Here is a 23,958-nt window from a genome sequence, read left to right as displayed (position 1 = left end):
CCCCTACCCGTCTGAAAGGAAACCGTTTCCCAGTTCAGACACATACAGCAGTCGAGCGGCCTGACGGCCGCACCCAAACCCCACGCCAAATCTCGGTCACCCGGCCGGCCGCCGTGGGGTCCGCGACGCAGCGTGCGGGCCCGCCCCTCCAGCGTCAAGGCTGCTCACGCATCGCCTACGGCGACCGGGTCCCCTCCGGGGCCCACGGGCCCTGACCCCGGAGCCTCTGCGAACCCGCGGGCAGCACACAACGGCAGGCACAGCTGCCTGCCCCTCCCACACGCCGCCGACCCCACGGCGGCCAACCCCCGCACGCCCACAACCAGCCAAAACAGATCCCAGCATCGTCTTGACCGGCCCCGCTCCTTCAGGGATGACCAGCGCGTTTCGCGCGAAGGCGGGGGCGGGAGGCTCACGTTCGGTTACCGTTTTCCTCGTCGGCGGAGCCGGCCTATCGGCTGGCGTGATGCCGACGAGGTCGGCTGGCGGGCCGCGCCCAGGCGCGATGTCACCGTCGTGCCGGAGGGGAGGTCGGGGTGCCGGACGACCTGCTGGGGCTGCGGGGCCAAGCCGCCGCGCTCGCCGCCGGGAGCGTCTCGTCGAGAGAGCTCGTCGGCGCCGCTCTCGACCGGATACAGGCGACTCAGTCGACCCTCAACGCCTTTCGGCGGCTGCGTCCGGAGGCAGCGCTCGCGGAGGCGGACGAGGCCGACCGGCGGCTGGTCGCGGGCCAGCGGCTGCCGCTGCTGGGCGTCCCTGTCGCGATCAAGGATGACACCGACCTGGCTGGCGAGCCGACGGCGTTCGGTGCCCGGGGCGATTTCCCGCCCCGACCCACCGACAGCGAGATGGTGCACAAGCTCAAGGCCGCCGGCGCCGTGATCGTCGGAAAGACGAACACTCCGGAGTTCGGCCAGTGGCCGTTCACCGAGGGACCGGCCTTCGGCGTCACCCGCAACCCGTGGGACCTCGACTACACACCCGGCGGGTCGTCGGGCGGCGCGGCGGCGGCCGTGGCGGCCGGGCTGGTCGCGGCGGCTGTCGGCTCGGACGGCGCCGGCTCGGTGCGGATCCCGGCGGCCTGGACCAACCTCGTCGGCATCAAGCCGCAGCGCGGGCGGATCTCCAGCGCGCCGGTCGCCGAGCAGTTCAACGGGCTGACCACGTTCGGCCCGTTGGCGCTGACCGTCGCCGACGCGGCCATGCTGCTCGACGTCCTGTCGGGCAGCGCGCCGGTCGACCGCGACCACCCGCCGGCTCCCGACGAGCCGTTCCTGGCCTCCGCGTTCCGCGAGCCGCGCCGGCTGCGGATCGGGCTGTCGCTCAAGGTGCCGTACAGCGGCATGCCGGCGCGGCTCGACCCGACGGTGCGCGCCGCCGTGGAATGGACGGGCACCGCGCTCGAGGCGCTCGGGCACGAGGTCGTGCCGGCCGAACCCGCCTATGGCCTGCTCGGCGTGATCTTCCTGCCGCGGTCGCTCGAGGCGATCGACGACTGGGCTCACCGCGTTCCCGACCCCGAGCTGCTGGACGTCCGGACCTTGGCCAACGCGCGCACTGGCCGGATGCTGCGGCCGCTGTTGCTCGCCTCGCGKGCGGCCGAGCCGATGTCACGGTGGCGGATCGGGCGGATCTTCCGTTCGGTGGACGTACTGCTCGCCCCGACGACGGCGATACCGCCGCCGCGGACGGGCGAGCTCAACCGGGCGACGAGCTGGGAGACCGACCAGGCGATCGTCGCCGCCGTCCCGTTCACCTGGCCGTGGAACGTGCTGGGCTGGCCGGCGATCAACGTGCCGGCCGGCCTCACGTCGGCGGGCCTGCCGATGGGGGCGCAGCTGATGGGCCCGGCGAACAGCGAAAGCCTCCTGATCTCGCTCGCCGCCCAGCTGGAACGCACGCAGCGCTGGTACGAGCGCCGCCCCGGCCAGCGCCTCGGGGCGACCCCCTCCACCGCGTAGGTGCGGAGGCGTCCCTGCTGCTCTGCCCCTCCCGCGCTGCCTCTGGAGATGTCGCGCCGCCGACAAAACCCCTTGGCGGGTGGGGATCTGTGAGCTATGTTCTTCTCAACTTCAGAAATTCTCTAGTTGAGAACTACTCAGACTGAGAGTTACTCGGACTGAGTCGAACTCTTGGTTCGATCTTTGGGAGAACCATGGCGGGCACTGGGCCGGAGCGGCAGGCGGTCGTCCTCAACGCGGACGACGACGCGGCGGAGGTGGCGTTCCTGTCCGCCTACGACCCGCGGCGCTACGACCCGATCGCCGTCACGGTCGACGTCGTCGCRCTGACCATCCGGGTCGTCGAGTCGGTGCCAACCCTGCACGTGCTGCTGGTCCGGCGCGGCCGTCGGCCGTTCGTGGGCCGTTGGGCCCTGCCGGGCGGGTTCGTCCGCCCGGAGGCCGGGCCGGACGGCGCGCGGCGCGACGAGGACCTGCCAGAGGCCGCAGTCCGTGAGCTCGCCGAGGAGACCGGGCTCGCGGCGTCCACCGACCGGCGGGCGGTCGACCGCCGCCTCGCCAGGGTGTATCTGGAACAACTCGGCACCTATGGAACGCCCGGCCGGGATCCCAGGATGCGGGTCATCTCGGTCGCGTATCTAGCCTTTGCCCCCGACCTGCCGGATCCGATCGCGGGCGGCGACGCCGAGACGGCTGCCTGGGTCCCGGTCGCGGGTGTCGATCGCGATCACATGGCGTTCGACCACGCGCGGATCCTCGACGACGCGCTCGAACGGGCCGCCTCCAAGCTCGAGTACACGCCGCTGGCGACCGCGTTCGTCGCGACCGAGTTCACCATCACCGAGCTGCGAGAGGTCTACGAGGCGGTGTGGGGACAGGCGCTGCACGCGCCCAACTTCCATCGCAAGGTGCTCTCCGCTCCCGGGTTCGTCGAGGACACCGGCGCCACCACCGCGCGTGGCGGCGCTCGCGGCGGCCGTCGCGCCCGCCTCTACCGCGCCGGCACGGCCCGGCTGCTGCACCCCGCGCTGCTACGCCCCGGGCAGGAGGAAGCACGATGACCCACACCGGCTCGACCACTTTCCCCACGACGGGAGCGGCCCGCGGCGACGCTGGCGAGGACGGCCCGCGGCAGCCCGCCTCGTTCGACGAGGTGATCGACCTCGTGCTCCGGCAGGGCCTCGGCGAGCGCGCGCTGTTCGGCCCCGCCGAGCCAGCCGCCGGCCGCTCGCCGGAGGCGGCGCTGCGCGCGGCCCGCCGTGCCTACCGGGCCATGGCCCGCCTGACGCATCCGGACGTCGCCCCGGCGGCCCGGCGCGCGGACGCGGCGAACGCCTTCGCCCGGCTCACCGAGCTGTGGGAGGCCTACCAGCTGGCCGCGGGCGCCGTACCGGGCAGCCGGCGGCGCGACCGGACCGGCACGGTCGTCTTCGGCCGCGGCCGCGCGACAACGGCGAGGCCTCGCGCTGGTGCGGCCATGGGCGCGGCGCGAGGCGGCCCGGCCGGCGCGGCCGACGGGACCGGTGACCGGTTCACGTACACCGTCGGCGAGCGGTACGCGGACGGCGACATCGCCACGCTGTACCGGGTGGCCCGGACCGCGCCGGCGGACGGCGGGCCCGGTGGCCCGGCGGACGGCGACGACCCGCCCTACGTCGTGAAGATCGCACGCTCGGCGGCCGACGACGATCTGGTCGCCCGCGAGGCGGCGGCGCTGCGGCGGATCGCCCGGCTGGGTGACCCGAAGTTCGCCCCCTACGTGCCGCGGCTGGTGGACACCGGCAGGTTCGCCGATGCGGCGGCGGGCGGCGCGGGCCGCCGGGCGAACGTGCTGGGCCGGCTCGACGGTTTCGTGACGCTGGCCCAGGTGCGCGCCGCCTACCCGGGCGGGGTGGACCCGCGCGACGCCGTCTGGATGTGGCGCCGACTGCTCGTCGCGGTCGGTCACGCGCACCGGGCCGGGGTCGCGCACGGGGCGGTGCTGCCCGGCCACGTCCTGATCCACCCGGAGCAGCACGGCCTGGTCCTCGTCGACTGGTGCTACAGCGCGGTCCCGGACCCGGCCGAGGGCGCGGTCGTCGGCCCGCACCGCGGCGCCGGTCCCGCTGGTTTCGCCGGTGGCAGGGGAGCCCGGAGGCCGGGTCGTGGTGACGAGGACCCGAGCCGGCGGATCCCGGCGCTGGTGGAGGCGTACGCCGACTGGTACCCGCCGGAGGTGGCGCGTCGCGAGCCGCCGGGCGCGGCCACCGACCTCGCCCTCGCCACCCGCTGCGTGTCCTACCTCCTGGGCAGCCCGGATCCGGCCCGGCTCGGCGCCGGCGTGCCCGCGCCGATCCGCCGGTTCCTCGGCGGTTGCCTGCTGCCGGCCCCATCCATGCGGCCGGACGACGCGTGGCAACTGCTCGGAGAGCTCGACGACCTGCTTGGCCGGTTGTACGGCCCCCGCCGGTTCCGCCCGTTCACGATGCCGCGTCCCACGCGCTGACCGCGCGCCCGCGGCCCCGCCGGCCCGCCGGCCCGCCGGACCCCATGGGCCCCCTGGGCCCAGGACCGGCTTCCATCAACATCATCATCCCTTCTCCACACCTCCTGGAGGATCATCATGGGTAGCGGTAGCTGGTCGACCAACGTCTACGACGCGGCCGCGAGCTTCCGGCGCAGCAGCGGCAAGAGCGCCTTCGACTACAGCGACCGGATGCGCCACGCGGGCCGGTCGATGAAGGTCCACGCGGACCTCGACCCGCACGGCGTGACGACGCGGGAGAGCCGCGACTCGGACGAGCACCCGACCTCGGTCGCCATCTCGGTGCTGTTCGACGTCACCGGTTCGATGGGCTCGGTGCCGCGCGAGCTGCAGAGCAAGCTGCCGGCGCTGTTCGGCCTGCTGCTGCGCAAGGGCTACGCCGAGCACCCGCAGATCATGTTCGGCGCCATCGGCGACGCCACCTGCGACCGGGTGCCGCTGCAGGTCGGCCAGTTCGAGTCGGACAACCGGATGGACGCGCACCTCGGCAACATCATCCTGGAGGGTGGCGGCGGCGGCCAGGTCAAGGAGTCGTACGAGCTCGCCATGTACTTCATGGCGCGTCACACCGCGATCGACTGTCTCGAGAAGCGCGGCCGTAAGGGCTACCTGTTCATCATCGGCGACGAGAACCCGTACAAGGCGGTCGACGCCGGCCAGGTCCGCGACGTGATCGGCGACCGGCTGGGCGAGCGCATCCCCACCACGGAGATCCTCGCCGAGCTCCAGCGGATGTACCACGTCTTCTTCATCATCCCGGCCGGCGCCGCGCACGCGCGGGAGAGCGCGGTGCTCGACACCTGGCGGGCGCTGCTCGGCGAGCGGGTGATCGAGCTGGACGACCTGGGCCTGGCCTGCGAGACGATCGCGCTCACGATCGGCATCCTCGAGGACTCGATCGACCTCGACGAGGGCCTCGACGACCTGCGCGACCTCGGCGCGGACGCCGCCGTGGCCCCGGTGAGCAAGGCGCTGGCCCGTATTCGCCCCACCGACGCCCGGCCCCTGGCCAACCCCGATGGCGGCGTCGCCCGCCTCTGACCGTCTGTTCCGCCGATTCAGGCTCGATTCAGGGCTCGATTCAGGAAGGAAGGAGCCGAGATGCGGCCCGACTTCACGATCGTTGTCGATCTCGGCTTCGGCGACGCCGGCAAGGGGACGGTCGTCGACCATCTCTGCCGGGTCGCCGCGGCGGCCGGCCGGCCCGTCGGGGCCGTGGTCCGGTTCAACGGCGGCGCGCAGGCGGCGCACAACGTCGTCACCGACGACGGCCGTCATCACACCTTCGCGCAGTTCGGCGCGGGCACGCTCGCCGGCGTGCCGACCCACCTGTCGCGACACATGCTCGTCGACCCGTTGGCGCTGGCGGCGGAGGCGGAGCATCTCGCGGCGATCGGCGTGCCCAGTCCGTTCGCGGCGCTCACCGTTCACGGGGACGCGCTGCTCACCACGCCGTACCACGCGGCCGCGAACCGGGCCAGGGAGCTTGCCCGCGGCTCCGGGCGGCACGGGTCGTGCGGGATGGGGATCGGGGAGACGGCCGCCTACGCCCTCGCCTACCCCGACGACGCGCCCCGGGCGCGGGACTGCGCGCATCCCGCCCGGCTGCGCCGGCTGCTCGGCGAGCTGCGGGCGCTGCTGGAGTCGGAGCTCGGGCCGCTGCCGGCGCCGCCGGTCGAGGACTGCGTCGAGGTGTTCGGCGAGTTCGCGCGGGCGGTGCGGCTCGTCGACGACCGGCACGTCGCCGAGCTGCTGCGTGCCGGCCCGGTCGTCTTCGAGGGGGCGCAGGGCGTGCTGCTCGACGAATGGCATGGCTTCCACCCGTACACGACCTGGTCGACGACGACGTTCGCCAACGCGGAGAAGCTGCTGCGCGACGCCGGGGTCGACGGTGGCGACGTCACCCGCCTCGGCGTGCTGCGGACCTTCACCACCCGGCACGGCGCCGGCCCGCTGGTGAGCGAGGACGCGGCGCTGACCGCGGCGCTGCCGGACCGGTACAACGGCGTGGGCCGCTGGCAGGGGGCGCTGCGGGCCGGGCACTTCGACGCGGTCGCCCACCGGTACGCCGTCGAGGTCGCGGGCGGGGTCGACGCGGTCGCGCTCACTCACCTCGACGCTCCCGCCCGCCACCCGCTGCGGGTATGCGAGGCCTACGACGTCGCGGACACGACACCCAGGAGTGGCCGCTTCTCCGACTGTGCCGATATCGGGGCAATGCCGATCCATCAGCCTGACGACATGGAACTCGTTGGCAGCTCGGCGGGCGCGGGCACCCGGAACGGGGCGGGCATGCCGCGCCTGGGCGAGGCGGCGCGGCGGATCGACCGGCTGATCCCTGGGCCGGCCGGCGACCTGGACCGGTCGGCCGTGCTCACCCGCCAGCTGTCGCGGGCCCGGCCGGTCCTCGGCGAGGCGGCGCCGGGCCCGGACGAGTGGCCGGATCTCGTCGCTGAGGTGTGCGACGCGCCGGTGACCGTCCGTTCCTATGGGCCGCGCAGCGGCGACAAGCACTAATCCACCACCCGCCACGGCGGTTGGCGCCAGCCAGCCAGACGCCAGCCAGACGCCAACCGTGGCGGCAGCGCCTGAAAACGAATGCAGGAACCCGGAGGTACCGGCCGTGACGGACTTCTATCTGGTGACACTCATCCTGGCGCTGCTGCTGGCGCTGGGGACTCTCTTCCTCCTGGTCCTCCTGCGAGTGCTGGAAGAACGCCGCGACGTGGCCGACACCCGCATCAGCTGGGCGGTCCGAGTCCTCCAGGGCCACGAAGACGACCCAGAGGCGCTGGCAGCGGCCTCACGGTCCGACGCAGGCGACCGGGCTGGTCGGCAGACGTAGGGTCCGGTCATGTCGACCGGACCGCCGCCGCGGCACCCCACGGGGCAAGACGATCCGGACCCGACCGGTAGGCCGGCCCCGCGGGGCCCGCTGGCTGAGGCCTGGCGGGCGGGCGACCTGAGGGTGGCGTCTCCGCGCGGGCGGTGGGTACTGCTCGCGACCGTGCTCGGCTCGGGCCTGGCCTCCATCGACGCGACCGCGGTCGGGGTGGCGCTGCCGTCCATCGGGCGCGACTTCGGAACAGGCATCGCCACGCTGCAGTGGGTCGTCACCGCGTACACGCTCACCCTGGCCGGCCTGCTGCTGGTCGGTGGTTCGCTCGGTGACCGGTACGGCCGGCGACGGGTGTTCATGCTGGGCGTCGGCTGGTTCGCGCTCGCGTCGCTGCTGTGCGGGCTCGCGCCGAACTCCTCCGTGCTGGTCGGCGCACGGGCGCTGCAAGGGGTCGGCGGGGCACTGCTGACGCCGGGCAGCCTCGCGATCCTGCAGGCGTCCTTCGCCGAGGGGGACCGCTCGCGTGCCATCGGCGCCTGGTCGGGCCTCTCGGGGGTGACAACCGCTGTCGGGCCGTTCCTTGGCGGCTGGTTGGTCGGCACCGTGTCCTGGCGGCTGATCTTCTTCATCAACCTGCCGCTCGCCGTCGCGGTGATGATGGTCGCGGCGCGACACGTGCCGGAGTCGACGGACCCGGCCGCGCCCAGGCGGATCGACCTGGCCGGCGCGGCACTCGTGACGCTTGGCCTGGTCGGGCTTTCCTATGGGCTGATCGAAGGGCCGGGCCAAGGCTGGACGTYACCCACCGTGATCGGGCTGCTCGCGGCCGGCGCGGCGTCGCTGGCCGGGTTCGTCGTCGTCGAGCGGCGGCAATCCGCCCCGATGCTCCCGCCGAGCCTCTTCGCCTCCCGGCAGTTCACGGCGGCGAACCTGGTGACCTTCGCGGTGTACGCGGCACTCGGCGGCGCGTTGTTCCTGCTGCCGATCGAGCTGCAGCAGTCCGCCGGTTACTCACCGATCGAGGCGGGCACCGCGCTGCTGCCCGTAACGATCATCATGCTGGCGTTGTCGGCCCGCTCCGGCGCGCTCGCCGACCGGATCGGTCCCCGGCTGCAGATGACCGCCGGGCCGCTGCTCGCCGCCGTGGGGCTCGCGCTGCTCACGCGCGCCGGGAACGGCGGCGGCTACCTGCGCGATGTGCTGCCGGCCGTCACCGTGCTCGGCCTGGGCCTGGCGACGACGGTCGCGCCGCTGACGTCGACCGCGCTCGGCGCGGCGCCGGCCGAGCACGCCGGCGTCGCCTCCGCGGTGAACAACGACGTCGCCCGCACCGCCCAGCTGCTCGCCGTCGCGGTGCTGCCCGCCGCGGCGGGGCTCACCGGTGCCGCCTACCTGGACGCGGACGCCTTCAGCAGTGGCTTCCGCACCGCGATCTGGCTCGCCGCCGCCGTCTGCGCGGCCGGTGGTCTGATCGCGGCCGCCGGGGTCCGCAACCCGCGGCGCGCGGCCGTCCCAGCCCCGGCCCCGGTACCGGCCGCCGGGCCGGCGGCGCGGGTGCCGGTCGTCGGCGCGCGGCCGGCGTCCCCGAGCCGTGCCCAGCCGCATTTTCGGCACTGCGCGCTGGACGGAACGCCCGTCGCGACGAAACCCGGGAACTGCCCGGTCGTCATGTCGGCCGATGGGCAGGAGCTCCCCACCGGCCCGCCACATAGATGATCTTATCTGGGTCTGGAGTCGCGCACCCGGGTCAGCCGAGGTACTTGGCTGGCCGAGGTGCTTGGCTGGCCGAGGCGCTCGGCCAGCCGAGGCGCTCGGCCAGCCGAGATACTCCGCTAGCCGAGATACTCCGCTAGCCGAGATACTCCGCGACGACGCCCAGGTAGGCGTCGTTCAGCAGGGAACGCTGGCGGGACAGGAAGTGCAGGATGCGGACGCCGGCGGAGCGCGCCTCGTTGACCGAGGAGAACGCCTTCGGCCTGCGGTTCCAGGCGGAGTCGAGGGGGGACACCCGCGTCTCGGTGGCGGCGATCGCRCGGACGAGGGCGAGCTGGTCCTCGCCGCCGAAGCGGTTCCACTCCTGATGCCAGTGGTTGAACATCTTCCCGGTGCGCCCGCTCTGGTCGAAGAGCATGACKCCGCTGTTGTAGTAACGGCGGTCGGCCAGCCMGAGGTCGGACATCAGCTGGTACTCCGGCGCCCGCCGGACGGGGTCGTTGACACTGTGCGCGATCACGTCCGCGACGTACGAGTGCATATCCGGTGCCATCGCCATGTCGTGGCCGCGCAGCATCTCCCATACCTCCTCGATCGGGGAGATGACGATCGTGTCCGCGTCAAGGAAGAGAGTGCGCTGGAACGACCAGCGGTACAGCTGGGTCTTGTGGAAGCGGGACGCGAACCCGCCGGGAAGACTGCCGACGACGAGCGTCTCGCATTCCAGGTCGACCAGGTCGTGACTCGGCGCGTCCGTGACGACGCGCACCGGGCCGTCATAGCCGTGCAGGCGTAACGTGCGGGCACTGTCGGTCGCGAGCTTCGTGTACGTCTCGCCGAGCGCCAGGTAGAGCACGCCGCGATTCACCGGAGCCTTGCGATGGCCGTCCTGGGGGCCCTTCCCGTTGCCGTTCGGATGGCGGTTCCCGTTTGGGAGGGCAAGCTCGGCCGCCAGCGGCAGGACATGGTCCGGGCCGTCCACGTCCGCGAGCGTCCTCCCGTTCCCGCCCTCGTTCCCGTTCCGGTTCACATTTCCGTCACCGTTCGCGTGGCCGTTCAGCGGGACGGTGGACGGCAGGCGGATGACCGGGGTGGCGCCGTGATTTCGATTCCCGTTGTTCTGGCCGTTCTGGCCGTTCTGGCCGTTCTGGCCGTTCTGGCCGGCGGGGGAGGCGCCGTCCATGCCGTGGGCGCCCGCCCGCTCGGCGCCGGTCAGCTGCCTGGGGATCGGGGGCGCCGGGTTCGCGGGAAGCCAGCCGATCGCCCTGGCGGCGAGCATGAAGTCGATGCGGCGCCTGATGTGGTCGGGTCTGCGGTGCAGGGCGTGCGGGTCGGGCAGCTCTGTCTGGTTCATGAGCGTCTCGGAGTCGGGGCTGGCCGGCGTCAGGTAGTTGCGCAGGCCGGCGCACAGTCGCATCGCGACGCAGAGCAGCATGTCGTCCTCGGGGACCTGCTCCTCGGTGTAGTTCATCAGCCAGCGCAACTGGGCGACATGGTGCAGGTTGCGGGTGCGGACGAAGAAGCCGCGGACCAGGATGTCGATCTCGCGCGGCCGGGGGAGACGCGCGACGTTGCGCGCCTGGTAGACGCCATCCGGCGGGATGATCCTGCCCATCTGGCCGATCGAGCCGAAGCCGGGCAGCTTCTCGGCGGTGGAGACGAAGTGCTCTACGCAGCGGGAGCCGGGGAGCATGTCGTCGTCGATGAAGAACGTGTATTCGTGGTCGTAGGCGGCCAGCGGCACGAACCGCGAGTACGGGCCGGTGTTGTGCCCCCATCGGTAGATCCGATCGGCGTTGCCCAGTGCCGACGTCGGTAGCGCGTACTGGTCTTCCAGATGGGTGTCACAAACCGTKATGGTGCACGGGGTGGACTGCGCGCGAAGTGCGTTCACGACCCGCTCAACATTGCCGGGACGTTTCCAGTTGATGACGACAGTCTCGACCTTGTTCATGCCACCCGTCAACATCCACCCATGGTGAAAACAGCATGGAGCACACGCCTGTCGGCGCGTGAAAAACTGGATTGCCCCAGACCGGACCAAGGGGCGACGCGACGGCGCGGGCACCTGTGGGGCGGGGGGTTGACCGGAATGTTCGCACGTCAACAACGAAGTCCTCAAGGGGCTTGAAAGCGTGCGAGGAGTGTGACCTGTGTCATACATCCTGACGGGCGGGCGAGAGGCCCTGGGCGCCGTGGTCGTGACATTACGCGTCGTGGTCATATATTTCGGGAGCGCCGAAAAGTGGCGAACAGGTTTCGCGCACCTGACACGMTCGGTGCGTTACGCGAAAGTATCGCGGCCGCCGGCGGCTGGCTCAGGTAATGCGCGCCTGAACGACCACATCCGGTAGTCGGGTCGGCCGGCGCCGCTTCGGCGAACGTTCCCCCGCCGCCTACGCCCAGCAGGTGAAAGAGCGTCAGGCGCTACGTGTCACCGGTGGCGCGCTGTGTCTGACTGATCTCCAGGGCCGGCGCCGCGGTGGCCAGCGTCGCCTGTCGCGGTACTGGCTGTGGCGATGGGCTCGCTGGAGGGCGGCAGGTCGGAGCCAGATCGCCGCCGGGGGCGATCTGGTGGAGGCGAGAAAGCCAGAACGCCCCGCTCAACGATCGCGGTGATCACCTCTGGCCTGGCCGCGCGAGAGCCGAATCGTCCGAGCCAGACCGACCGCCCCTGCTGGACCCGCCGCGTCCGCCGAGGCGGGTCCAGCCAGGGGAAGAGCAGCGCTCAGGCTGTGAAGACGGCGTTGTCGCGGACGGTGACGGCGACGGGAGCGAGTGGGCTGGGGGCGGGACCGGCGACGGGGGCGCCTGTGGACGCGTCGAACTTGCTGCCGTGACAGGGACAGTTGATCGTGCCGTCGGCCACCTTGGCGACGGTGCAGCCCTGGTGGGTGCAGACCGCGGAGAAGGCGTGCACGTCGGTGCCCGTGCCGCGAGTGATTACGATCTTCTTGTCCGACAGGATCAGGCCGCCGCCGGCCGGCACCTGGTCAAGGGTGGCGAGCTGGGTGCCGCCGGAGCCGGTGGTCGCGCCCCCGGTCGTGGCCGCGGCCGCCGGGGTCGCCGCGGAGTCCGTGGTCACGGAGCCGGTGGACGGGGAGACGGCGGCGGCGTCGTCGTCGGAGCTGGAACAGGCGGCCAGCAGGTATCCGGAGGCGCCGACGGCGACGGCAATCAACGGGACCGTCGCTCGCCTGGTGAGACTGGCCGGCCTCACCGACGTTTCGGTCGGTTCAGCCTGGGGTGCGGCGTCCTGCGTCATATGGGCCCTTCCTAAACGGCGATACCACCCGACAGGTCAGACGGTAAACCGGCAGATGGTCTAACAGGCGGTACGCGCCGGCCGCTACGATTAAAGAAGTGGTGAGAATGTTCCGCTCACCCCCTGAACGTGACCGCCCGTAGTCGCGGAACGGTCGTCGGAATGCCCGGCCTAGGACAGCCGCGTCACACCCGGTGGTGAGAGCCGCGTCACACGGCCGCATTTTCTGCCCGAGCGTCGCGGGCAGTCGCCACCGGTCCGCGGGCTTGCGGGTCCGCGGACCTGCGGCACTGTGGGCCCGGGGGCTTGCGGTCGGCGTCCCCGCGGCCCTGCGGGTCCACGCGGGCCGGTCCGACGACGGACCGGCACCCGGACCCGCCGGCCGTGCCCGCGCGTTGGGTGGGACCTACCCGTCCCCGGACGGCGACGCCATGCGCGACGCCGCCATCACCGGGACGACGTCCCATCGCGGGGTGCGACGGACATCCCGTCGTAGGGCGCGACGCCGTCGCGAGGTGGTCAGGAGAGCGCGACGAGGGCACCGATGGCGAAGGCCGCGGCGAACAGCCAGATCAGCGTGGGCACGGTGCTCAGCCAGCGGGGCGGCCTGCGCCGCGCGCTCGGAGCGGGCGTGGGCGCGGGCGCGGGCCGCTGGGCCGGCATGCCGGCTGGGGGCTGTGCTCCGGCGGGCCTGCCGGGCACGGCCGCCGGGGCCGCCGGCGGCACTGGGGCGGATCCGCGGCCGGGCCGCTGGGCCGCCGGGCTTGGAACGCCGCCGAGCGCGAGCCTGGTCTCGAGCTCGTCGAGGTCGGGCTCGGCCGGCGCGGCCGGGGGCGCGGCGGCCGGTACCAGGGCGGTGAGCGCCAGCTCCGGGCCATCCGCGCCGCCGAGGCGCAGACGGGTCACGTCGCCGCTGACCCGCACGGCCCCGACGCGCTGGCCGTCGTGCCAGATCCCGTTGGTGCTCAGGTCCCGGGCCACCCAGCCCTCCGGCGACGGCTCGAGCGCGACGTGCCGGCGCGAGACCTTCGGATGGTTGACGACGACATCCGCGTCGCCTGACCGGCCGACGACCGCTGGGTGGTCACCGGGCAGCGTGAGCTCGCCGGCCGGGGTGCTGACGCGCAGCGCGACGGGTGGCACGCTGATCCCCTCTCGTGCTGGTTCGTCCGGCCTCGCGATGGCGGAGCCGGACGGCGGGCAGGTCACTGGCTGGGTCTCGTCCGCGCCGGCGCGGTGCGCCGAGGCCGGCGAAGGGTCAGGAGGTGAAGATGGCGTTGTCGCGGACGGTGACGTTGACCGGTGGCAGCGGGCTGCCGGCGGGGCCGGCTACCGGGGCGCCGGTCGAGACGTCGAACTTGCTGCCATGGCATGGGCAGTTGATCGTGCCGTCCGTGATGTCGGAGACCGCGCAGCCCTGATGGGTGCAGACCGTCGAGAAGCCGTGCACGTTGCCCGCGGCGTCCTTGGTCAGCACGATGCCGGGGCCGTCCAAAATCAGCCCGCCGCCGGCCGGCACCTGGTCGAGGGTGGCGAGCTGGGTGCCGCCGCCACCCGCGGCGGCGCCACCGCCGCCGGCTGGCGGGGGGCCGCCGGCCGCGTTCGCGCCGGGGCCGGTCCCGCTCTCGTCGTGGCCCTTGGCGACGGCGAAGCCAGCGGCGGCCCCGGCGATGACGACCACCGCTGGGATGGCCCGCCGGGTGAGCGCCGCTGGCTGGGCCGGCGCGGAGACGTCCTGCGTCATCTCAGCCCTTCTTCGTTACGGGTGGCGCGGTCAGACATGAGGAATGCCGGAGCGGGTGAAGAACCACAGCGACGCGGTCAGCCAGAGCACGACGAGCGCCGTCAGAACCAGGCCGCCAAGCACCGGTAGCGCCCACCCGGGCAGGCTCTTCACCCGAAGCCCGAGCATCTTCGCCGCGTATGCGCCGTAGAACGCGCAGCCGGCGATGCTGTGCACGACGACTCTGGTCTCCGACGTCTGGAAGCCGAGCGCCCACAGGCAGTGGAACGCGACCGGGAGGGAGGCGACGWAGGCCACCGTCCCACTCCACCGGTGGACGATCGCRACCCCGGGCCCGGCCGAGCCGACGCCGGGTAGCCGTCCCCACATCCACAGGGCGGTGAGCAGCTGCACGACGACGAGCGCCAGGACCACCGTCGTGAGCCACGCCTTCATGGGCAGTGGCGAGGAGAAACCGAGCGTGTAGATCGGGCGCCGCGCCGGCTCGTGTTCCCGGCCGTAGACCCCGAGAACGACTGCGATCACGGCACCGACGAGCAGCGCGCCGGCGAGGCCCGTGCCGCCGGTCGCGAACCCGCGCCGCGCTGGCGCGGCCGGTCCCGCGGCGGGCTCAGGCATCGACATGTGGCCTCCGTTCCAGGCCGGAACGGCGTCGCGCGTCCATGATCACGCCCCGTTTCCGGCTCCCCGATCGGTAGGGACGCCCGGCGCGCGTGGCCACGCCGAACGTCCCCACCACCAGGCTCAGCCTGATCTCCTACTCCCGACCAGAACATCGGGAGAAACCCTGGTTCCCGGTGCGCCTGAGGGCATGCCACGCGTCGGCCGGAACTCCGTTGCCGGATCATCCCGCCACATGGGTCCTGGCCGTCAAGCGTGTGACGCGGATCCGTCATGGCCGGTCGGGAGTCCCGGCGGCGAGGCAGCCCGAAAGCGTCGGGCCACCGGGACGGGGCCGCGCCTGGTGGGCGGGACCAGCCCAGGGGGCGTCAGAAACGCAGGACGGCGCCCACGGCGGCCCGGGAAGGCACACCGAGCTTCGCCAGAACCTTCGTCACGTGGCTTTCGACTGTCTTCTCGCTGACGAACAACTCGGCGGCGATCTGCTTGTTCGTCTGACCGGCGGCCACCAACTCGGCGATCTGCCGCTCACGCGCCGACAGCCGCGCCGCCGGGCCCGTCCCGTCGTTCCCGGCGCGTGCCCGAGCGGCCCCGGCGGAAGTGACGCCGACCGCGGCCAGGGTGCCCGTGCCCGCGCCGGGGCCGTCGGCGCCCGCCGTCAGCTGGGCGCCGGCGCCGGCGCTGGCGTGCCCGCCCACCTGGTGTGGGGCGGGACGCCAGGAGCCCCCGGGGCGCCCGCCGCGAGCGACCTTCTCACCGAGCTGGCGCAGGAGGCGGGCCGCCTCGTCACCGGGTCGCCGCGCGCCGGCCGCGCGTAGCCGGGACTCCGCCCGCCGCAGCTCGCCGATCGCCGCCGCGGTGTCGCCGACAGCGGTGAACGCCCGTCCCGCGAGCGTCAGCGACCGCCCGGACTCGATGGGCAGTCCCGCTCGCTCGGCCGCGGCGGCGGAGGCGAGCGCGGCCTTCGCCGCCGCGGCCGCGTCCCCGCGCGCGAGATCCACGGCGGCCCGCGCGCGCAACGCGGAGGCCGTGCGCCCGGGCAGTCCACCACCCGCCCGCGCCGCCGCGCGCTCCGCCCGCCGGGCCCAGCGTTCGGCCGCCGCCAACCCGCCGCCGCCGTCGCCGTCGTTGACGCCGTTGACCGTCGTCAGGCCGGACACGCTCGCCCTGGACGGCGGGCGCCCCGGTTCCGGCGGGCACGGCGCGGCTAACAGGGGGCGGCGCTGGCTCGCGCGGTCCAGGTCGCGCCTCGCGAGCTCCGCCCGGGTGAGCAGCTCGTACCAGTAGGGGCGGTAGGCCTCCTCGACGCGGGGCAGGTCCGCGCCGCCGGCCGCGGCGAACAGCTCGTCGATCGCCCGGTCCGGCTGGCCGGCCTCGACCAGCGCCTCCGCGTAGTGCGAGCCGGCGAGCACCGAGACGGCGTCGGTCTCGGGCCGCGCGACCCGGACGGCGTGCGCGCCGAGCCGCAGCGCCTCGGTCAGGTCGCCGGCCAGCGTCGCCGTCCAGCAGCGCACCGCGAGCGCCCAGGACAGGAACGGCAGGTGCGGCGCGAGCAGGCATGACTCGACGGCCTCGTCGGCGAGACGCGCCGCCTCCGGCACCTGGCCACGCCAGCCGGCCAGCGTCGCCCGGCCGACCGCGGCCATGGCCAGGGTGGCGCCGCGGCCCCGCCGCCGCGCGAGCGAGTCCGCGCGGTCGAGGTGACGGGCGGCGTCGGTGAACCGTTCCAGGTACAACTCTGTCCAGCCGAGCCAGGCGAGCATCGCCAGGTGGGGCAGCACGTCGTCGTCGGCCAGCAGGTCGTAGCGGCGGGCGGCCTCCGTCGCGCCGGCGTCGGCCGCGGCGACGCCGCTGGCCATGTACTCGGCGCCCGCGAGCAGTCCGGTGGAGACGGCGAGCAGCGCCGGGTCGCCGAGCCGCTCGGCCAGCGGATGGGTCTCCCGCTGCCAGCGGCGCATCCCGTCGTACTCGCCGGTGTAGAAGTGGTCGATCACCAGTTGCAGGCGCAGCAGGCAGCCCTCGCGGGTGGCGGGGTCCGCCGTCGCCAGCGCGTCGAGCACCAGGGCCCTGGCCTCGCCGTGCCGGCCGAGCATGTGGTCGACGGCCGAGCGCAGCGCGATCACGTGGGCACGCTGCTCCGGAAGCGACGGCGGGATCAGGCCGAGGATCTCGTCGAGCACGTCGCGGGCTCGCTCCGGCTGGTAACTCGAGTCCAGCGCGCTCGCCAGCCGGGCGAGCAGGGCGATGCGCCGCGGGTCGACCTCTCCGACCGCGGCGGGCAGCAGCCGCAGGGCCGCGTCATACCAGCGGGCGGCGGCGGCCGGGGCGCGCAGCCGGCTCGCGTCGGCCGCGGCGGCGAGCAGCGCCACCGCCTCCTCGTCACCGGGCAGCGCGGCCCGCTCGACGTGGTGCGCCCTGGCGGTGGCGGGCGCACCGCGCGCGGCGAGCGCCGCGGCGGCGCGGGCATGCGCGCCCAGCCGCCAGCCCGGGCCGGCCGAGACGTACACCGCGTGACGCACGATGGGGTGCCGGAAGGCGAACCGGCGGGGCAGCTCCGTCGGCCGGATGACGTCGGCCTTGATCAGGACGTCGACGGCGTCCAGCGACGAGATGACGTTGGAGGCGACGTCGACTCCAACATCGAGGCCAAGACCAAGGTTGGTGTCGGCGGAGGGGGCGGCGGAGGAGCTGGTGGGCTGGGCCGTGGGAGCCGGAGCGGCCGCCCGCGTGCTCGCGGCGCCTTCGGTCTGTGTGGCGGCCAGGCCGGCGGCGGCCGCGGCGAGCTCGGGATCGAACGTGTCCCCGGCGACGGCGGCACCTTGGGCGAACAGGCGGATCGCGACGGGCAGCGCGGCGATCTCGGCCCCGACGGCGGCCGCGACCGCGGGCGGCACCTCGTCGTCGAGATCGTCGTCCCCCGCTCCCGTGGGGACGGCGGTGGCCGGGCGGTCCATCGCGATGATCGGCGGCGGGAACGAGCGAGAACGGGCGAGCTGCTCCAGATAGAAGGGGTTTCCACCGCTCTGGCGATACCAGCGGGCCTTGGCGATCTGATCACGAATCGGGCCCAGCAGCAGGTCGGCGTCGGCGCGGGAGAGCGCGTCCAGGCGGATCCGCGTGCCGTCGGCACCGGTCGCCCCGGCGGCGCCCGCGGGGGCGACGGTGTCGGCGGTACCCGGCTCGGGCAGGTCGCCGGCCGCCCCCGCGAGCGCGGCGAGCAGCGTGGCCGGTGCCTGTCGCGGCCGGTAGGAGAGCACGAGCAGCACCGCCGCCGCTGGCGGACGGCGCAGCAGGTACGCGACGAGCTCGGCCGATGCCGTGTCAGCCCAGTGCAGGTCGTCAAGCGCCAGCACGAGCGGCCGCTCGGCCGCGAGTAGCTCGAGCAGCCGGCGTACGGCGCGGTAGGCCTGCCAGCGGTCCAACTCGGAAGTGTCAGTCCTGGCCCGGCCGAGTGGACGTAGCGAGGGGAAGACCGATGCCAACTCGTCGAGCCGGTCGTCGCCGAGCGTGCGCAGCCGGTCCGGGTCGACGGCGCCTAGGTAGTCGTCCAGCGCGTCGACGATGGCGTTGAACGGGATGTCGCGCTCCAGCTCACTGCCGTGGCCCCGCAGTACCAGATGGCCGCGCTGATCCGCCAGCGAGGTGAGTTCGTCGATCAGCCGGCTTTTGCCGATCCCCGCCTCGCCGCTGATCTCCAGCCAACCGGCTCGCGGCCGGCGGATACCGGCGGCAACGGCCGCCGACCCGTTCCCCACCCGGGTTCTGGGTGCCGGGGTGGCTGGCCCGTCGGTGGTCAGCCGATCGATGGCGGCGCGGATCGTCGCCATTTCCTGGTCGCGCCCGACCAGGAAGACCCGATGCGTCATTGTGCCCTCCCCCGCGGCGCCGTCGCCGCGTGCGTACGGGCCAGCAGGCCCGTGCGGAGTTCGATCGCCTTTGGCGGGCATTGTGGTAGAGCATTGGGCTGTCCCGGTAGCCGGGTCGCTTGAGTGACATCGACGGCCGGGTCTGGGGATCTCCCCGATATATGGCGAGCCGTGGCCGGGTGACGCTCGCATGTATGGCGATGTTCGTCCTGTGCCACCGGCACGGCCCGGCCGAATGCCGGTTCGTCTTCGCGTCCTGGCACGGTTTCGACAGTCCCCTGCGGCACGGCCGCGCGCTCGCGTCCTGCGGCCTGGGCGACGACGAGCACCAGATGTTCTGGACGGTCGAAGCGGCGGATGCCGAGGCCGCGTTGGCGCTGGTGCCGCGTTATGTCGCGAGCCGGACCGAGGCCGTGCCGGTTACCGAGTTCCCCGTCCCGTGAACGGCGCGGGATGGGGAAGCGCCACCTTCACCCGGCCGCGTCCGCCGTGCTTGGCGCGGTACAGCGCGCCGTCGGCAAGCTCGATGATCTCGTCGGCGGCCTTCTCCGAGGTGGGGGCGACCGCCGCGACGCCGATGCTGGCCGTGACGACGCCCTCGCCGACCAGCGGGTGTGGCTCGGCTAGTTCCTTGACGGCAGAGCAGAGGTGCCTGGCCAGGCCGGTCGCGGCGTCGGTGTCGGTACCCGGCATGACGATGGCGAACTCCTCGCCGCCGTAACGGGCCGCCAGGTGAGCGTCGCTGATGTTCTGGGCCAGGCACGCGGCGACCCGTTGGAGGCATCGATCGCCGGCGGTGTGTCCGAAATGGTCGTTGTAGAGCTTGAAATGGTCGATGTCGACCATGGCGAGCGCGATGGAGGCTGCCTGCTGCTGTGCCCGGCCCCACTCGGACTCAAGGACTTCTTCGAGGCGTCGCCGATTGGCGAGCCCCGTCAGCGGATCGGTGATCGAGAGTTGTTCCAGTCGCCGGTTGGCGGCGGCGAGCTGCTGGGTCCGCTCGGTGACCTTGCGCTCCAGCGACGCGTACACCAGGGCGTTGTCCAGCGAGACGGCCAGTTGCCCGGCGATGAGCATGATTCCTTCGAGACGCTCGGTCGAGAACGCCCCCCGGATCATCCGGTTCTCCAGCAGCAGCATCGCCCGCAGCTCGCCTCTGGTCAGGATGGGCACGACCAGCAGCGAGCAACGGTCGAGATCGGTGATGTACGCGTCGCGGCGGAACCGGTCATCGCGGGTGGCATCGGCGACGACGACAGGTTCGTGGGTGCGTTCGGCGTACCAGATCACCGAGGCCGGCAGCAGGCGCTGGCGGTCGGCCTCGCGCAGCGGGACGGCACCGGTACCGGTCGACACCAGCCAGTCGTGTCCCTCCTGGTTGCGGAGCAGGAGATGGACGCCGGTGGCGCCGGTCATCTCCGACAGAATGCCCACGACCCGCGTTCGCAGGCCCTCGATGCTGGTCTCGGAGCTGAGTGTCCGCGAGGCGGCGACGATGCCGAGCAGGTCGACCGTGCCGGCCATGACGGTGGAGCGGCGGCCGGCCGGCACGACCGGTGGCGCCATGGTGGGCGGAACACGGGCGGGCTCGGCGCGCAGCGTCGGGTAGGCCCAGTCGAGCTGGCTGACCTTCGCCGCCGCGCCCCAGTCCTGGTACTGGCGACGGGCCGAGGCGAGCAGGGCATGGCCGGCTTCYTCCATGCCGTTGGCCAGGTAGAACCGCGCGGCGCGTTCCAGGATCAGCGCCCGGTGCCAAGGGCGGATCCGGGTCGAGCACTCCTGCTGCGCCAGGTCGAAGGTGTAGGCCGCCTCGTGGAAGTCGCCGCGTGCCCAGGCACGTTCCGCCTCCACCAGACGCAGCAGATGACGGAAGTTGACCGGCGCGTCCGCCGCCCGCTCCGCCACCCATTCGACCAGCTCGTCCAGTTCTTTCAGCTTGCCGGCGCGGTCCTCGCCTCCCGCCACGCGGGCCTGCCCCGCCAGTGCCATCGCCAGCAGCACCCGGGCCGTGGCCGAGACGTAGGTCGCCTCGATGACCAGGCGAAACGGCAGCACGGCCGCCGCTTGCTGGGCGAGCTCCGCCGGTCGGTCGAGAATGGCCGCGGCGAGCGCCCGGGTGAGATGCAGATGCGCGACGGCGAACGGATTGGTGGCTACCAGGTTCTGCTGGACCGCCTCCTCGCCCGCCGACTCGATCGCCTCGCCGCGCAGCACCCGCCCCAGTTGACGAAATGACCGAAAAGTCCCTTCGGCGTGGCCGTTCCCGGTGCGCGCGGCCAGCGCCAGCGCCTCGTCGGTCTCGGCGATGAAGGTGTCGAGGGAGGGCGCGCTGTCCAGCAGGCCGTACATCAGCACGTAATGGCACCAGCATGCGTTATGGAGGCTCCCGCCCTGGATCAGACCCTCCAGCGCGCCCCGCCCGTCACGCACATTGCTCTCGAGGGTGTCGAACCAGTGGCCCGTACTCACGAGGTACAGAAACCGCGCCTCCGATATGTCGGGCTCGTACCCGCGTGCCCGGCCGGCCGCGAGGATCCGCAGCATCATGCGATACCCGGAATGATAGTCCTGCCTGCGCCTTATGGCGACAAACGCGATGTGGCTGACCGGGTCGAAAAGGTCGGGATCCGGGCCGTAATCGATCCACATGTCCAGCGCTCGCACGGACAGCCAGGCCATCATTCTCTGGTCGCAGAAAAAGGCCGCGGGCATCAGCCGATTGACCAGCCTGACGGCCCAGATCTGCCAGCTCTCGGACAGTCCCGGCCGTCGCAGGTCGTCGGTCGCGCTGGTCTCGTCCATCCACCTGTAGGCCGCGTCGAGTCCTCGGTCGATCTCCGCCTCAAGGTCGTCCCGCTCCGGAACGGGAACGCCGAGCCGGCGCAGGTGGTCGACACCGAGGCGCACCGCCTCCTCGCCGCGGTTCAGGTTGGTGAGGCTGGTCACCTGCTGCACCGTGGCGGGAGTGCCCTGCGTCGGCCGCGTGCACAGCTGGCAGATCGTCCGGTATTCCTCGTCCGCCTCCTCCAGCCGGCCCAGACCGTACAGCGCGGCGTGTCGCTCGGTGCGGACCGCGATCAGCTGATCGGTGTCGGCCGGGTCGACGAGTGCCACCGCCGCGGTCAGGAACCGTTCCGCCTGGAGGTAGTTGCCCGGCACCTTCGCGTCCTGCGCGGCCCGCCGGAAGAGCCGCGCCATCAGCCGCCGCTCCGCGGGAGCGTGCACGGCGTCGGCGACGGACAGGTACTGCTCCGCCGCCACGGCGAAGAACTCGGGCCGGTCGGCCAGACGCCTGGCGAGGCGGAGCCGCGCGGCGCGGCGCGCGGACGCGGTGAGGCCGCTCAGAACGGACTCCCGCACCCGGTCGTGACGAAACCGCACGGGCCACCGGTCGTCGGGCTCGAACACCATCAGGCCGTCGGCGAACGCGGGGGCGAGCCGCCGCTCGATCTCGTCCTCCGGCAGTCCGGTCGCGGCCTCGAGGAGGCCCAGCTCCACCCGGCCGGCCAGGCACGCCGTCACCGTCAGCATCTCTTTGGCGGCCGGAGGCAGCGTGGCCACGTGGGCCGTCAGCAGTTCGATCACGTCCACGTGTTCCAGCCGGTCGCGCAGCGCCGCCGGGTCCCAGTGCCAACCGTCGCCACTGGAGGTCAGGAGGCCGTCGTGGCGCAGCGAGTTGACCAGTTCCACGGCGTCGTAGGGATTGCCTCCGGTGGATGGCTCGATCAGCCGGGCCAGCTCGGAGGCCGGCTCTGGCGCCAGGCGCAGCAGGTCGGCCGCCATGGCCGCCTGGCCGGCCGGTGGCAGCCCTCGCAGCCGCAGATGGCGCGGCCTGACCGGCTGCTGGCGGTCCCAGCGGGCGAGCAGCGGCGCCAGCGGATGCGCGGCGTCCACGTCGGCGTCCCGGTAGGTCGCGACCAGCAACAGCCCTTCGCACGGCTCCTCGCCGCGCAGGACCAGGTCGACGAAGCCCAGCGGGGTCCGCCCGGCCCACTGCAGGTCGTCGACGAAGAGCACCACCGGCCGTTTCGGCGTGGCGATGGCGCGCAGCACCGCGAACCCGGTGCGGTGGGCGCGGGCCTGCGCGGTCAGCGGATCCCCCGGCTCAGGGGAGACGTTCAGCACGGCCGTCAGCTCCGGCACCAGGGCGGTGGCCAGGCGGACGTTGGACCCCAGCCCGCGCAGCATCCGTTCGAGGACCACGGCCAGCGAGTCCTCCGGCTCGGCCAGCAGCAGCCGGGCGAGCGCGCGGAGGCTCTGCCTGACCCCGTCGTACTCCAGGTCGCGGCGGTACTGGTCGAACTTGCCGGCCGCGAACCAGCCGTCCCGACCGGCCACGATCGGCCGCAGCGCGTCGACCAGGGACGTCTTGCCGATTCCCGGTGCCCCGCCGACCAGGACGCCGGTGCAGTGGCCCGCCATCGCGTCGGCGAACGCCTCGTCGAGCGCGTCGATCTCGTGGTCACGCCCGACCAGCCGGGACGGGGCCAGCGGCCGGGCCGAGGAGTCCTCCTCGGCGGGACACACGGCGTCGCCCCGGCGCGCCCGCAGGAGATCGTGCACCAGCCCGTCCGCGCTCTGGTAGCGATCGTCCGGCTCCTTCTCCAGGAGGTGCATGATGATCTCTGACAGGCCGGCCGGCACCGCCGGGTTCACGGCTGACGGCGGCGCCGGCACCCGCGCGAGATGGTCATGGATGATCCGTAACGGGTCGCCGCTCCCGAACGGCGGCGCGCCGGTCGCCAGCTCGTAGAGCGTCGCCCCGACCGCGTAGAGGTCGGCTCGCTGGTCGACCGGGCGGCCGGTGCGGCCGGTCTGCTCCGGCGCCAGATACGGCACCGTCCCGACAGCCGCGTTGTGGTGGGTGAACCCCTGCTGGACGGCCGCCACCGCCGTGGCCAAGGTGAAGTCGACCAGGTACGGCGCGTCGTCGACCGCGCTCACCACGATGTTCGCCGGGTTCACATCCCGGTGCACCACCCCCCGGTGGTGCATTCCCGCCACCGCGCGCGCGAGCGACAGGCTCAGGTCGACCAGGTCGGTCGGATCCAGCGGGGTCGCCCTCCTGGACAGGGCCGTGCCGCCCACGTCCACCAGCAGGATCGACCCGGGACAGGGCGGCGGATCGGGGGCCAGCTGGGCGACCCCGTCAAGTCCCGCCAGCCGTTCCAGGATCTCGGTCTCATGCCGCAGCCGCCGCCGCGCGTCGGGCCCGAGTGGCTCCTTGCGAATCACGCTCCCGGTCGGGAGCACCAGCCGGCTGACCCGGGTCCGCTCCGTCTCATGGAGAGACTCCGACTCATGGAGAGACTCCGACTCATGGAGAGACTCCGACTCCGCCGCGCAGGCGGAGTCGGCCCGGACCACCGCGGGTGGCGGATCCCGGCCGGGTGTCATGCGCGGACACCCCGTCGGCCAGCCCCCG

The 23,958-nt window shown here is 73.1% G+C and carries 15 protein-coding genes; 8 read left to right on the top strand and 7 right to left on the bottom strand.

What is annotated here, in order from left to right:
• Positions 1–536 precede the first annotated feature (536 nt).
• The 7 genes from BL253_RS34235 (at position 537) to BL253_RS34205 (ending at position 9,040) form a co-directional block, all read left to right on the top strand.
• A complete protein-coding gene (locus BL253_RS34235) occupies positions 537–1,961 on the top strand; it encodes an amidase (RefSeq protein WP_076821755.1) in 1,425 nt (474 codons plus the stop codon).
• A gap of 194 nt (positions 1,962–2,155) precedes the next feature.
• Entirely contained in the window at positions 2,156–3,022 is an 867-nt protein-coding gene (locus BL253_RS34230) for an NUDIX hydrolase (protein ID WP_081438981.1), read from the top strand.
• Positions 3,019–4,446: a BUD32 family EKC/KEOPS complex subunit gene (locus BL253_RS34225; RefSeq protein ID WP_076821753.1), complete on the top strand. Its 1,428-nt coding sequence runs from the start codon at positions 3,019–3,021 to the stop codon at positions 4,444–4,446. The genes BL253_RS34230 and BL253_RS34225 overlap by 4 nt, the downstream gene beginning before the upstream one ends.
• A gap of 117 nt (positions 4,447–4,563) precedes the next feature.
• Positions 4,564–5,526, top strand: coding sequence for a hypothetical protein (locus BL253_RS34220; protein ID WP_076821751.1), 963 nt, complete (start codon positions 4,564–4,566; stop codon positions 5,524–5,526).
• A 60-nt stretch (positions 5,527–5,586) separates the two neighbouring features.
• Positions 5,587–7,002: an adenylosuccinate synthetase gene (locus BL253_RS34215; RefSeq protein WP_076821749.1), complete on the top strand. Its 1,416-nt coding sequence runs from the start codon at positions 5,587–5,589 to the stop codon at positions 7,000–7,002.
• Positions 7,003–7,108: 106 nt separating this feature from the next.
• Positions 7,109–7,330 (top strand): hypothetical protein, encoded by a 222-nt coding sequence (locus tag BL253_RS34210; protein ID WP_076821747.1) that lies wholly within the window; start codon positions 7,109–7,111, stop codon positions 7,328–7,330.
• 117 nt (positions 7,331–7,447) lie between these two features.
• A complete protein-coding gene (locus BL253_RS34205) occupies positions 7,448–9,040 on the top strand; it encodes a DHA2 family efflux MFS transporter permease subunit (protein WP_476644131.1) in 1,593 nt (530 codons plus the stop codon).
• A 133-nt stretch (positions 9,041–9,173) separates the two neighbouring features.
• On the opposite strand, the gene BL253_RS44295 is transcribed toward BL253_RS34205, so the two are convergent.
• From BL253_RS44295 to BL253_RS34170, 6 genes are all read right to left on the bottom strand, one after another.
• On the bottom strand, positions 9,174–10,991 hold the full coding sequence (locus BL253_RS44295; RefSeq protein ID WP_081438980.1) for a glycosyltransferase family 2 protein: 1,818 nt from the start codon (positions 10,989–10,991) through the stop codon (positions 9,174–9,176).
• A gap of 774 nt (positions 10,992–11,765) precedes the next feature.
• The gene (locus tag BL253_RS34190; protein ID WP_241835395.1) at positions 11,766–12,257 is read right to left on the bottom strand and encodes a Rieske (2Fe-2S) protein; all 492 of its coding nucleotides are present in this window, start codon (positions 12,255–12,257) and stop codon (positions 11,766–11,768) included.
• Positions 12,258–12,821: 564 nt separating this feature from the next.
• On the bottom strand, positions 12,822–13,445 hold the full coding sequence (locus BL253_RS34185; RefSeq protein WP_076821768.1) for an FHA domain-containing protein: 624 nt from the start codon (positions 13,443–13,445) through the stop codon (positions 12,822–12,824).
• A 115-nt stretch (positions 13,446–13,560) separates the two neighbouring features.
• Positions 13,561–14,046 carry a Rieske (2Fe-2S) protein gene (locus BL253_RS34180; protein WP_076821742.1) on the bottom strand — a complete coding sequence of 162 codons (486 nt, stop codon included), beginning with the start codon at positions 14,044–14,046 and terminating at the stop codon, positions 13,561–13,563.
• A gap of 30 nt (positions 14,047–14,076) precedes the next feature.
• Positions 14,077–14,670 carry a DUF6529 family protein gene (locus BL253_RS34175; RefSeq protein ID WP_076821740.1) on the bottom strand — a complete coding sequence of 198 codons (594 nt, stop codon included), beginning with the start codon at positions 14,668–14,670 and terminating at the stop codon, positions 14,077–14,079.
• 365 nt (positions 14,671–15,035) lie between these two features.
• The gene (locus tag BL253_RS34170; protein ID WP_241835394.1) at positions 15,036–18,533 is read right to left on the bottom strand and encodes a helix-turn-helix transcriptional regulator; all 3,498 of its coding nucleotides are present in this window, start codon (positions 18,531–18,533) and stop codon (positions 15,036–15,038) included.
• Positions 18,534–18,652: 119 nt separating this feature from the next.
• Between BL253_RS34170 and BL253_RS34165 the strand changes: the two genes are divergently transcribed.
• Positions 18,653–18,976, top strand: a complete 324-nt coding sequence (locus BL253_RS34165; RefSeq protein WP_241835393.1) for a hypothetical protein — start codon at positions 18,653–18,655, stop codon at positions 18,974–18,976.
• Here the strand turns inward: BL253_RS34165 and BL253_RS34160 are convergent.
• Positions 18,954–23,930 (bottom strand): diguanylate cyclase, encoded by a 4,977-nt coding sequence (locus BL253_RS34160; protein WP_081438979.1) that lies wholly within the window; start codon positions 23,928–23,930, stop codon positions 18,954–18,956. The two genes, BL253_RS34165 and BL253_RS34160, sit on opposite strands and share 23 nt — an antisense overlap.
• Positions 23,931–23,958 lie beyond the last annotated feature (28 nt).

Source organism: Pseudofrankia asymbiotica, assembly GCF_001983105.1.
In the GTDB taxonomy this organism is placed as follows: Bacteria; Actinomycetota; Actinomycetes; order Frankiales; family Frankiaceae; genus Pseudofrankia; species Pseudofrankia asymbiotica.
The sequence above is the reverse complement of the archived record's forward strand: the minus strand, read 5'-3'. Positions and strand labels throughout refer to the sequence as shown.